This is a genomic window from Methylobacterium tarhaniae (assembly GCF_001043955.1).
GTDB classification, from domain to species: Bacteria; Pseudomonadota; Alphaproteobacteria; order Rhizobiales; family Beijerinckiaceae; genus Methylobacterium; species Methylobacterium tarhaniae.
Genome location: NZ_LABZ01000043.1, coordinates 16179 through 27862 on the forward strand (window position 1 = coordinate 16179; position 11684 = coordinate 27862).

Genomic DNA, 11684 nt, shown 5'->3' on the forward strand with positions numbered 1-11684 from the left:
CGCGGCGGCTCGTTTCGTTTCAGGAGTGAGCGGCCATCGCCTTATCGAGACCGGGCACCGGCTGCATCAGGGTCACCGCGTGCTTGCGCAGGAGCCGGGCGAAGTCGCGAGCCATGCCGGCCGTCATCGCCGTCTTGAGCACGTAGGCGTCGGCCTCGACATCCTTCACGTTGACCAGGACAGCGTGGGCGTGCCGGCCGATGAGGACGATCATGCGGTGCTTCCCGGCGCCCACCTCAACGGGCAGCGCGCGGCCCGTTTCGATCCTGACGCCGAGTTCGGGGTTCACGTCGCCGGCTGCGGCTTCGAGCACGACGGCGAGCACCTGCGCCTTGATGCGATCCAGGGGCGGGAGATCGCCGCCCCGCACGTTGACGAACAGCACGTCGTCGTCGGGGATGATCTTGAAGCCCTCAAGCTCATCGGGGATCTCACCGGCCTGCATGGCAGCGGAGAGCATCGCCTCGATGACGCCGGCCGCGTTCATGCCGCGGGTCTTGGCGAGGGCGCGGAGCTGCGGAAGCCGCTCGGCCGGGATGGTGACGGTGGTGGAGGCCTGGCGCACCAGGGCGGGATCGACGTCGGACATGGGAACCTATAATTGCCTTGAGGTGTCTAAGGCAATTATATGCGATCTGAAAATGTCGCTCAAGCCCAGTATGGTCGCTTTTCGGATATTGCGGCGGTCTTGCCGTAGTCCTTCGAGCCCTATCGGCCCGCTAACAGCAGCATCGGCCCCACAACACCGCAGCAAAGCGACCCCGGCGTGGACGCCGGGATCTCGTTTTTGTCATGTCGATGTCGATGCTGTTGTTATAGCGGCGAGGGGACGGCTTGCGCACGATCAAGGGTGTGGTGGGATGCCGCAGGTCACTTTGACGAGGCCGGCGACCTCGGACGCGACCGCTCTCGCATCATGACGATCATTGGCGATGCGCTACGCGCCTGTCGGAACCGATCCGCAGTGCGGATGGGACAGACCATGAACATACACAAGGTCCCTCTACCCGGCATAGCGAGCGAGGGAGAACCTATTTCTTGTGACTCGCTCGCCGCTTAGGGGAGTTGCCGCGCGGCCACGCCGAGCCCGGTTCCATGGATTTGCCGGTGAAATCCCGGCGATTTCCGGCCCGGTGAGGCGCCGCAGGCCGTGACTCTCCGGGCCCAGCCGGAAATGATGCGGGTGTGACGGGCGCGGGTCGGCCTCTCCGTGCAAGGTGCAGCCGCCCGAGCCTCGTCACTGGCGCACCCGGCAGGGGGTGGAGTGGGCGAACCTCGCTCCACCCCCAAGGGGCCGAGTTCAGGGTGACTCACTGGCAGCGGCATCACAAGGCGTCTTGCGGCGTCTCCTGTGATTCGTCGTCCCCAGCGGCCCCGACGCAACAAGCCACTCCCCCACCTCTTCAGGAGGTAGGCCGATCCCAACCGGATTTCGCGGTCGAAAAATCGGTCCGGCCACGGTGCCAACCCCCTTCGACAAGGCGCCGTTCGTCTAGGACTTCGCCTTGCCACGAGGGTTTTCGCTAAAGCACGATGGCACGAATTCGTGGAACAGATCTTGAGCGCGCAATGGCGCACATTCAGTTCTCCAACACGATCTCGTTGTCATCGTCGGTATCGACGATATCTGCGTCGTCGTCCTCTTCCTGACGCATCCTCTCGATGTCGGCCGACGATAGATCGCGAAGGACCAAGACGGGGAGATCGGCGTTGGTCATGTCGTCGTCGTTGATGCCAAGCGCCGACTTCTTCAAGGCGTGGAGGCGTTCGAGGGCAGCCGCGGCATTCGCCAGCATCTTGACTGATGCAGCCGCGGCGTAGGTCTGGCCCGGATCAGCGGCAGCAGCGTCGAGGCTCGCGACGATCATCCGCTCGACCTTCTCGGCCGCGGTGTAGGTGGCGTCGCGGATCACCTTGGCCCGCTCCACCAGGTCTTCCACGTCGGCGGCCTGCTCGGCCTGGACGCGGGCGGTGACCTTGACGGCGAGGGCCTTGGCTGCCGAGCCCTTCACCGTGCCGTGCTTCGCGAAGTGCGCCTGCAAGGTGCGCTCGGTCACGCCGAAGCGCTGCGACAGCTCCGGCAGCGTCGCGTCACCGGCCTCCCACAGGGCTTCGACCTCGCGCCACTGATCCGCGCGCAGAACGACATAGCGGCGCTTGCTGGCCGCGGCGATCGACATGGTGATGTTGTCCTTCTTGGTCATGCGCCCCACCGGGCGAGAATGGCTTCGGCTTCGGCCGGATCGGCCTCGATGCGGTAGATCGCGCCACGGCTCAGGCCGGTATCCCTGGCGATGGCAGAGACACCCACGCCCTGGGCGAGTTGGGCGCGCACAGTGTCGAGTTGGGCGCGGGTGTAGCTCGGCTTCCGGCCGCGATAGGCGTCGTCCCGTGCCTTGGCGTGGGCAATGCCGGCGCGCTGGGCTTCGCGGGTCGCCTCTGCTTGCGCCTCCGCCGTCGCAGCCATGAAGGAGATGAGGGCGTCCCTGACCGCCTTCTGCATCGGGTCGGTGGTGGCGCCGTCGAAGGTGAGGTTGTTGATGACGGTGCGGACGACGACGCCACGCTCCATCATCTCGCGGATGGTGTCTGTCACGTCCTGGTAGTCGCGGCCGAGCCGATCGACCCACCGCACCACGAGCACGTCGCCGCGCCGGAGCTTGTCGAACAGCCGGCGCCCGCCCGGCCGGTCGGCGAGCTTGGTGGTGACTCCGCTCACGCCCTCATCCGCCACGACATCATCAATCGCAAAGCCAGCGGCCTCCGCCTGGGTGCGCTGGTGAGCGGCCGTCTGATCGGTGGTGGAGACGCGGGCGTAGAGCACGACCTGGGACATCGGGCGGAACCGTCCTTTGAGGTAATGTCCGTATATAATCATGTCCGCAGATCGAAAGCAACCCATGCGGACAGTCTTTCAGGCCGTCCCGAGCATGTCCGCGAAGGTATACCTTAGCGGTCAACTGGCATCATTTGACGAGCACATGAACTAATCTAGTGCACTGACTCAAACGAATGGACCAGGACGCCCAGCACACGATCCCACGACGACGGCCTCAACGCGGTAGAGGGGTTCTTCTAGGCGATGTCACACTGGGCGGGGCGTTTGCCAGGACCGTCGACTAGCAGGCAGCGATTAAGCGCGAATTTGACAAGCACTACGATCATTCTAGGCCTCTCGGGCGGGCAGTGTTATTTTTGCACTTGCACAACCTGCAGGACAGTCTTAATACAGGGTTTAGACAACGCAAGCGCTCGAAAGCAACCGTCATGGCTTTAGAATTGCTCATTGCCGCCGAGATCGCCAGTATTGCCAAATCTGTTTTTAGAAGACTTGGTGCGCGATACTTTTTAGAGATGGATGATTTGTTGCCCAAAGATGTTACAAATCAATATAATATTGCGCTCTCTCGCGGAACTAAAGCAGTGGCAGCTTACCTTGAGAAGGAAGCAAAACTAAGTTCAAAAGATTTGAAATTTGTGGCAGAATTTTTTAAATCGGCACAAGTTGCGGAGGAGCTATCTAAACTGCTCGATCCAGGTGTAGAAATCTTTGATACAGGTGCCTTGACTCAGTCTCTATATAAGCATTTAAAACAAAGTGGGATGAATAATATCAGCGAATTCCACATGCTAGAAGCGTGGCGAGCGTTTGAAAAAGCATTCTCGTTCTCTTCGCGATCATCTCCGGAGCTTCGTGAGTTTTTGCGCGCTAGTTATGATGTTGGCAGTTTCAGGGCTATTTCTAACGTAAACTACATACTAGAGCAGATAGAAATTGATATCGATCAGCTAACAAAGCAAGAAAAGCGCTTTTCTTCTTCGTTAAAAGATTATGAAGAAGAGCTGATAAACTATAAAGATTGGGCTGCGGCGCAGCGCGCTAAAATCAACTAACGTCGCAGCGAGATGTGCTGAGCAGAATAGTTCGCGTGATCTTAATAGAAGTCATGCATAAATAATAGGGCTTAGTCAAATGCTTACTAGCATCAAAGAGGCATTAACAAAGTTAGTTGAAAATATATACGAATTGAATTCGCGCATCGTAACTGCTACAAACGATGTTTCTAACGTCAGAAATTATACCAAAGAAACTCTCGATGAGTTCAAGGGTCTCCTAAAGGAACAGAGAGAGGAAATCAAAGCATTAGAAAAAGAGCGCATTAAAGATAGAGAAGATTTCAATGAGAAGATCCGCAGCCTGAATAGCAAGATAGAGGGGCTCGAAAATCATTTTAAAACGATGGGTCAGATGTCTCTACAAGCTGCAATGGATAAAATTGCTCAAAGATATGTCGATGATAAGGTTAACTCAAATAAGAGCGGAAATGGGGTAGATAGCATCGAAATGCTGGCCGATCTTAGCAAGACGGAAAAGCCTGCTCCGGCAACGAGTGAGAAGAATTCTAGGGCTGAAAAGGCTCGAACGACGCGAGTTAACAAGAAGGCAACTACACCAAAGAAGCCGAATGATTCATAAGCATATGCTAAAACCCTCGTTGGCGATGTAGTAGCCCTAGATCTGCGAGAATTGCCCCGAGGGGCAATCCCTGGCCCAGCCTGATCTCCTAGAACGAGCGCCTATCGTCCCCCGTAACGCGCTTGGCGTGACAGGCCAGGTGGAGGAGTTCTGCATGCACCGAAATCGCCCGTTGCGAGTCCTTGGTCTTGGTTGTCTTGGCGTCGGGCCTGTGCGCCCGACATATAAGAAATGACGCCTGAATGGCGATGCTCAGATCCCCTCATCTGTCGAGCAGGACGGAGGCATCCACCTCTTCGCACCCCCCATGCTTACTTTTGGCAGCCAACTTCTCGGCCACCGCTTCAGGCTTCAGATGAGTGTAGCGCATGAGCATCCGGGTATCCCGGTGGCCACTGATGAGAGCCACTTCGGGGATGCTCAAGCCCATTTCGAAGAACCGGCTCACAGCCTCGTGTCTCAAGTCGTGGTAGCGGAAGTCCGGCAACGAGATGCGCCCCATAGCTCGGCGCCACGCCATCTTCACGGCGTCCTCTGTGGTGGGAAAGACCGCCGCATCCGCCGGAACCTCCTCCGCAGGCTTCAGCTCGTCAAGGAGGCTCAAGGCCCGCGCCGTAAGCGGGATGGTGCGAGGGTGGCCGTTCTTGGTCTTCGGGATGTGCAGGGTGCGCCGTGTCCACTCAATATCCTGCCACCGCAGCCTCAGCACTTCCCCTCGCCTCATAACCGTCTCAAGCCCGAACTCGACCATGGGCAGGAGGTGCGGATTGCGGGAACGCTGGCACGCCTCGCGCAACAGCTCCCATTCCCCCGGCTCCAGGCGCCTAGTGCGCCCGTTGGATACCTTCGGCTTGCTCACCAGGGCGAATGGGTTCTCGGGCAGCGGCACGTCCCACACCCTCCGCGCAACCTCGAACGCGTGGCGATAGAGGGCCAGCTCCCGGTTGATGCTCGACGGCTTCACGGTCTTCAGCCTGAGGTCCCGGTGAGCCGCCACCTTGCCCACTGTGAGGACGCTCAAGGGCAGCTTCGCAATCTCGTGCTTCAGCAGCACCCGTATCGCCATCTCCTCACGGACAGCCCCTTTCTTGGTAGGCGTGATGGTATCTCGATAGCGTGTGACGATGTCGCCCACGGTCATCGTGTCGAGGGCCTTGCGGTTGGCGGGAAGGCCCCTGCGGTCTGCCTCGGTCTCAACCTGCCTCGCCCAAGCTTGCGCATCGGCCTTGGTGCGGAACGAGCGGGAGACCGCCGGGGCCCCCTTACGCCTGACCTGAACGTGCCATTTGTCGTTCTTCTTCCTGATGGTCGCCATGGATGGCCGAACTCGCTGTGCCCAGAGTGTGCCCGCGAGTCCTGCTGTGAGCTTGAGGGGTCCCCTCCCCGGCTAGAGGCTGGCATTGAGCCATCCTACTAAGTGCCTCTCCTCCCTCGCTTATCGGCCCGTATCGAGACCACCGAGGAAGAGCTGATGCACACGGTCTTCCCGCACCCGACCCTGTCGGAGATGATGCACGAGAGCGTGCTCGACGCGTATGGGCGGGTGATCCATACGTAAGGCAGAAGGACGACTAAAGACCCTCTTGGAACAGACTGTTAGCGGCCTGAGGCTAGACGCGAACGGGGCTCGCGGCGAAGCTTCCAAGAGGGTCTTTGCTGTGCCGCGGGTTGATCGCGGTGCGCCAAAATTGCGCCGGCGGAGACGCCCTTGACTGGCGGCGTTGGCGGAGGCGCGACTGGTGACTCGGTGAGACGGTCGGGGGCATCCGAGAGAAGTACGGCTTCTCGGAGCGTCACGCCTGCCGGATCGTCGGCCAGCACCGGGGCACGCACGGCTACCGCCGTGTCGCCGCGCTGCTGCAGGTAGAACGCAAGGCGGGAGACTATGCCAATGGCGCAGACCTTTCAATTCACATAGATCTCTTGCAACATATTTTGAGGCCACCATGGTGGCCCAAATTCATCGCCAACACAGTTAGCCTAAGTCAGACCATTCAGAACCGATGGTGCCGATGCTCAACACTGATGCAACCTGCCCATTGCTGCCCAACAGCCACTCGTTCACGGAACCGCTCGTGTCGCGCCACATCAAATCCGTGCGGCCATCGCCGTTGTAATCACCTGTGCCGAGCAGCCGCGCTTCCAACCCGATAATACCGACCGCAGGAGTCGAACTGACCTGACCGTTGCGGTGCATCAGCCATTCGCTCACTTGTCCGCGCGCATCGCGCCAGAGCAGGTCGTCTGTACCATCCCCATCGAAGTCTCCAGTCGCAATCAGCGCTGAGTCTGATGTGACGGTACCAATATTGGGGGCCGCGGACACCTGACCATTGGTGCCTAAAATCCATTCGTTGATGTGTCCGGCGTTGTCCTGCCACAGGATGTCATCGACACCATCACCGTTCAGATCGGCAACCCCCTTAATCATCCACTCCGAGCCGACGGTTCCGATGTTAGGTGCCGAGGAAACTTGGCTTTTGCCGTCCAACAACCATGCATTGATGTGGCCGGCGTTGTCGCGCCACAGGATGTCCGAGCGCCCGTCACCATTCAGATCGCCTATGCCCTGGATAGTCCAGTCGGGGCCGACCGTTCCGACGTTAGGCGCCGATGCAATCTGACTCCCATTCCCCATAAGCCACGCGTTGATATGACCGGCGCTGTCGCGCCATAATATATCGCTTACGCCATCGCCATTTAGATCTCCCGTCCCCTGATCTATCCACTCAGGACCGATAGAGCCAATGATGGGCGTTGATACGACTTGCCCGCTGCCGCCAGTGATCCAAGCAGTGACGCTCCCGGCCGTGTTGCGCCACAGCATATCTCCTCTGCCGTCTCCGCTGAAATCGTCATGATCTGCGGGCAGCGAGAAATTCATCTGTGACAATGCTGCGCCAATCGCATCGCCAATCTTTTTCGCCCCGGCAGCGTTTTCATGAATACCATCGATGGTGTCGGCGCTTGGATTCAGACTGAAATCTTTCGCGATCTTGATGCGATTTTTATAATTAGCTAAATCTGCATCATTGGCAAGATGATTAATCAAGTTATTAAGTTGAATGCGGCGCGCCTCTAGTGTAAAGTAATTTTTCATCCATCCAGGGTCATTGCGAGGTGGTATGTCAACTGCAACCACATAATCAGCGCCCGCATCCAGATAGCTCTTCCACATAGTTTTTAATCGATTGTACACCGTGCTTGCGGTAGCCCCTAGTCCAAGGTCGTTGGTTCCAGCAAGAAGGACGACTACATCCGGCTTTATCGCATTCACCGCTCCAACCTGACTCATCATCTGCAAGGCCGTTTCTCCCCCGACAGCTTGATTGTAGCCAGACGGTAGAGCAAACCGGTTGGACGCAGATGCGGCCCGCAATGCATAGGGAATCCAGATGCCTGAAGCAGAGAGGCTATCACCCTCGACAACGAGCCGTGGGTTGCGCGAAGCGTCTGACATGCATTAACTCCGACCGATTTACATCGAGCTTGAGACAGCGGTTAAATGGTTATCGAGGACATGCAGCGCTTGGGGCTACAGCAGGAATGAGAAATGGTCAACTATTTCAAACTCACCACATTGTCCCGTCAAGCTTATGCGCGCTGGCTATGCGCATTGAATGGGATCGCATCTTTCAAAATTGGGGTTAAAATTTAGATTTATTAGAATTTATAGGCCGTTCATTTGGAATGAAAACGCCATAATTGATTGTAATAAAGCACTATATATTTGATAGATGCTATAAATCACTTATAAAAACATGGATGAAATATCAAGAAATTACAGATAATGCGTATCTTTTTTGGATTAATTCCGTTCGACATGCCCGTTTCAAGCCCTGGACCTTTTCCGCAGCACATTGGGCAGCCGCCGAGTGACGCAGCGGGTCATTGAAGGCGTTCCCAAGCTTGGCCGCGATCCAACCTGCATGAGGACCGCGAGTAAGCCGCTGCCCACCTCCTAGCGCCTTGGAACTGGCCTAGCGGGAAAGCATCGGCCCGGCGGTCACACCCACCCTGCCGCCTCCAGGCTGCTCGGTTGGCGTCATGCGGGCCGGGTTTAAGTTCTCTGAAAGAGCCGATCCGGTCCGCCGTCTCGGGCCGCCGGAGCGTTGCGTGATCACCTTAGAGCCAGCCGCGACGCGGGGCCGGAGACGCGGGGCCGGAACCGTTCCAGTTGAAGGGCATTGGCCCTCTACGCGACAGCTTCATCTCGTAACCTCCTCGTCAACCGAGCGCCCGCCGAGGCCCCAATCCTTCGGGAGGGTTCTGCTATAGCGATGCACAGGCAGTAGTAAGATATTTTATAATCAAAGCAGAACTAAAAGGCGGCAGGAACGTTGCTAATATCTGTCCCGCGCTGGGCGGGGAGTGTGACTGATTGGAGAATCATCTATGCGCAAAGTCGCCGCTCTCAGTGCTGCCTTGATCGTCCTCGCAGGCCCAGTGCTTGCCCAAGGCCGACCGTCGGGAAGCTCATCGGCAGCGTCCGGCAACGCTGAGGAGAACAACAAGCCGCGTTCGAATTCGGCCGGCGGTGGGACAAGTGGCGGAGGGAGCCAGTGACCCGGCTCAGCATAGGCGGAACCGCGCTAGCGGCGTGATGTTAGCGTGAGTCTATAGCTGCTCATTGATGATGGTACAGAACGCCCGCCAAGGTCCTGACCTCCGGCGGGCGCTCTGCTGTCCAGAGGTCTGCCATTGAGCCTCCTCGGGGACGATGTGCGATAGGCGAGCCGGACCGGCGCAGTCTGAGCGGCTTCTCATTGCGATCTGACTTGCTGCTCGAGTCGGCCGCGCTTGGGAACAGGACGATTAGAGCATCCACAAGCCGAGCCTGCATGAGGCTCCTGCCGGTTAGTTTTTCTGATCCTGTTCATGGTCGGGGGCGCCACCGTTCTGGGCTACGCCTTTCGAGGCCTGTTCTTTAGCATCAGTGCGAAGATTATTGCTGGTAAGCCCGTGCTCGATATCCGCGCCATGAACGGACAAGCTTTCGCGTGAATTTTGATTGGCGGAGCCTTCAGCTTTTGAGCCGCCAAGATAGCCTGCAAGATAGCCTGTATGACGCTCACTGGGCACGGGTGGTGCTAGATGTGTTGGAGGCGCCGCCGCAAACCCCGCCCCCACGTTGTCCGGAACACGCTGGCGAATGTACAGCAGCATGAGCCCGGGGAGCCCGCAAGCGAGGATCAGGAAAAGTATCATACCCATCGATCACCCTTTCAGCTAAGGTGGCTGATAGATCGACGTTAACCCGCCGCCTTTAATGTCGTTCCAGATTGCTCGTATATACGAATTACAAGCGAATGCGATTTCATCGCACCTACAATTGATTGGCGTGCTAATGAGTGATAGCTCGCGCCGTCGACTAGGCCATAAGCACGTCCGCAGGCTCCGGCATGACCCGGCTCGGTGGCAGCCTGATGCCCGTGTTCCGTCCCCTACGGGTGGCGCCTCGTCGCCCCCGCTGTTCTTGGACCCCGCCTCGATATTCCTGACGGTGGTTGCGGCCGATTCCGCATGCCTGGCCTCCTGTGCTTGGAGTATGACCAAGTCCTGCAGCAAGGCAGTGATTCGCGATGACTCCGGACAGATTGAACCATCTGCGCGTTGATCTTGAGGAGATAGCGCCGGGGGAGTTCTTCATCACCACGCGGCTGCATGATCAGAAAATCGCCAGCCTGTATCTCAGCGGGGATCGGCAGTACGCGGATGAGTTCCTTGAGGAAGCTCGGCGCCGCATCTTGTTGAACGTCACCTCTGACGAGCCCGGCGGTCCGTTGGGAAAGGTGCTTCAGGAACTTATTCGAATGCGGCAGAGCCTTCAGGCTTCGGGGGAGTGAGCCGGTACGAGTTATGCCGGCAGCTGCCCCTTTCACGTCCATGTCGGGCTTCCGGCCGGAGCGAGGCTTCTGCTTCAGCGCAACTTCTCCGCCGCCTCTGGCCTCAAGTGGCTGGGTGACCCGCAGTTGGCCAAGCGAGGATGCCGGGCCTCACGTCAACCGCTCCCCGAGGCAGCCTGAACGCCGCTTCCGCCAAGCGCGCGTTTCTGTCGAGGACCACGCGAGAACGCCGCCCCGCGCGGGGCCGGCGTCTCGGCGAGAGCCGATCGGACGATCAGCCGTTCTTGGTCTGCAGGCCGATCGCCACGAAGCGGGTGCCCTTGTCGTTCTTGATCCGCATCAGCACCGCCTTGCGGCCGTCGCTCTCCGCGGCGCGGATACGGGTGGCGACGTCGGACAGGGTCGAGACCGGCTGGCCGCCGACATCGAGGATGACGTCGCCCTCCTGGATGCCCTTGGCCGCCGCCGGGCCGTCCGGATCGACGCCCATCACCGCGACGCCCTCCTGGCCGGCACCGACCTGGCTCGCCGGGGCGAGGCTCAGGCCGAGCCGCGGCTGGCTGTCGCCGCGGCGCCCGCCGCGATCGTCGGCGCTCGCCACCTTGGTGTCGTTCGGCAGCGTGCCGAGGGTCACCTGGGCGGTCTCGGTCTTGCCGCTCCGGACATAGGTGAGGTCCACCTTGGTGCCGGGCTTCAGCGAGGCGATCTTGCGCGACAGCTCGCGGGCATCGGTCACCGCCTCGCCGTTCACCGCCTGGACCACGTCGCCGGCCTTCAGCCCCGCCTTGGCGGCGGGCGTGCCGTCCTGGGCGCTGTTCACCAGGGCGCCCTTGGCCTTGTCGAGGCCGAGGCTGTCGGCGATGTCCTTCGTCACCGGCTGGATCTGGAGGCCGAGATAGCCGCGGGCGACCTTGCCGTCGGCGCGCAGCTGGTCGACCACCGCCTGCACCGTCTCGGACGGGATCGCGAAGGCGAGCCCCACGTTGCCGCCCGACGGCGAGGCGATCGCGGTGTTCACGCCCACCACCTCGCCGGAGACGTTGAAGGTCGGACCGCCGGAATTGCCCTTGTTGATCGGCGCGTCGATCTGCAGGAAGTCGTCGTAGGGGCCGGCGCCGATGTCGCGGCCGCGGGCCGAGACGATGCCGGCGGTGACCGTCCCGCCGAGGCCGAACGGGTTGCCGATCGCCACCACCCAGTCGCCGACCTGCGGCGCGCCGTGGGCGAGCTTCACGTAGGGGAACGGCGCGCCGTCGGTGACCTTGAGCAGCGCCAGGTCGGTCTTCGGGTCGGTGCCGATGATCTTGGCCGGCAGCGTGCGGCCGTCGTCGAGGGTGACCTCCACGGTTTTGGCGTTGTTT

Annotated in this window: 11 protein-coding genes and 1 pseudogene; 5 read left to right on the top strand and 7 right to left on the bottom strand. The window is 59.7% G+C overall.

Annotated features, from left to right (window positions below):
- Positions 1–19: 19 nt before the first annotated feature.
- The 3 genes from VQ03_RS07615 to VQ03_RS07625 all read right to left on the bottom strand — a co-directional run bounded on the left by VQ03_RS07615 (position 20) and on the right by VQ03_RS07625 (position 2836).
- Positions 20–589 (bottom strand): hypothetical protein, encoded by a 570-nt coding sequence (locus tag VQ03_RS07615; RefSeq protein ID WP_048450279.1) that lies wholly within the window; start codon positions 587–589, stop codon positions 20–22.
- 991 nt (positions 590–1580) lie between these two features.
- Positions 1581–2204 carry a hypothetical protein gene (locus VQ03_RS07620; RefSeq protein WP_048450280.1) on the bottom strand — a complete coding sequence of 208 codons (624 nt, stop codon included), beginning with the start codon at positions 2202–2204 and terminating at the stop codon, positions 1581–1583.
- The gene (locus tag VQ03_RS07625) at positions 2201–2836 is read right to left on the bottom strand and encodes a recombinase family protein (RefSeq protein WP_048450281.1); all 636 of its coding nucleotides are present in this window, start codon (positions 2834–2836) and stop codon (positions 2201–2203) included. Before VQ03_RS07625 ends, VQ03_RS07620 begins: the two co-directional genes overlap by 4 nt.
- Before the next feature lie 365 nt (positions 2837–3201).
- On the opposite strand from VQ03_RS07625, the gene VQ03_RS32830 reads away from it, so the two are divergent.
- Both VQ03_RS32830 and VQ03_RS32835 read left to right on the top strand, forming a co-directional pair.
- Positions 3202–3894, top strand: coding sequence for a hypothetical protein (locus VQ03_RS32830; RefSeq protein WP_157064001.1), 693 nt, complete (start codon positions 3202–3204; stop codon positions 3892–3894).
- Positions 3895–3973: 79 nt separating this feature from the next.
- Entirely contained in the window at positions 3974–4477 is a 504-nt protein-coding gene (locus VQ03_RS32835; protein WP_157064002.1) for a hypothetical protein, read from the top strand.
- A gap of 262 nt (positions 4478–4739) precedes the next feature.
- Here the strand turns inward: VQ03_RS32835 and VQ03_RS07630 are convergent, their stop codons facing one another.
- The gene (locus VQ03_RS07630; protein WP_048450282.1) at positions 4740–5792 is read right to left on the bottom strand and encodes a site-specific integrase; all 1053 of its coding nucleotides are present in this window, start codon (positions 5790–5792) and stop codon (positions 4740–4742) included.
- A gap of 102 nt (positions 5793–5894) precedes the next feature.
- On the opposite strand from VQ03_RS07630, the gene VQ03_RS32840 reads away from it, so the two are divergent.
- Complete coding sequence (locus tag VQ03_RS32840; RefSeq protein WP_157064003.1) at positions 5895–6035, top strand: hypothetical protein; 141 nt, start codon at positions 5895–5897, stop codon at positions 6033–6035.
- 191 nt (positions 6036–6226) lie between these two features.
- Positions 6227–6340, top strand: a pseudogene (locus VQ03_RS35245) (IS3 family transposase); the annotation flags it as partial.
- Between the two features lie 112 nt (positions 6341–6452).
- Here the strand turns inward: VQ03_RS35245 and VQ03_RS31655 are convergent.
- Together VQ03_RS31655 and VQ03_RS32845 are read right to left on the bottom strand one after the other, a co-directional pair.
- Positions 6453–7937, bottom strand: coding sequence for an SGNH/GDSL hydrolase family protein (locus tag VQ03_RS31655; protein ID WP_083467837.1), 1485 nt, complete (start codon positions 7935–7937; stop codon positions 6453–6455).
- A 1397-nt stretch (positions 7938–9334) separates the two neighbouring features.
- A complete protein-coding gene (locus tag VQ03_RS32845; protein ID WP_157064004.1) occupies positions 9335–9643 on the bottom strand; it encodes a hypothetical protein in 309 nt (102 codons plus the stop codon).
- A 431-nt stretch (positions 9644–10074) separates the two neighbouring features.
- Between VQ03_RS32845 and VQ03_RS07635 the strand changes: the two genes are divergently transcribed.
- Positions 10075–10323, top strand: coding sequence for a hypothetical protein (locus VQ03_RS07635; protein WP_157064005.1), 249 nt, complete (start codon positions 10075–10077; stop codon positions 10321–10323).
- A 274-nt stretch (positions 10324–10597) separates the two neighbouring features.
- On the opposite strand, the gene VQ03_RS07640 is transcribed toward VQ03_RS07635, so the two are convergent.
- Positions 10598–11684 (bottom strand): PDZ domain-containing protein (locus VQ03_RS07640; protein WP_048450284.1); only part of this gene is annotated, 1087 nt, incomplete at its 5' end.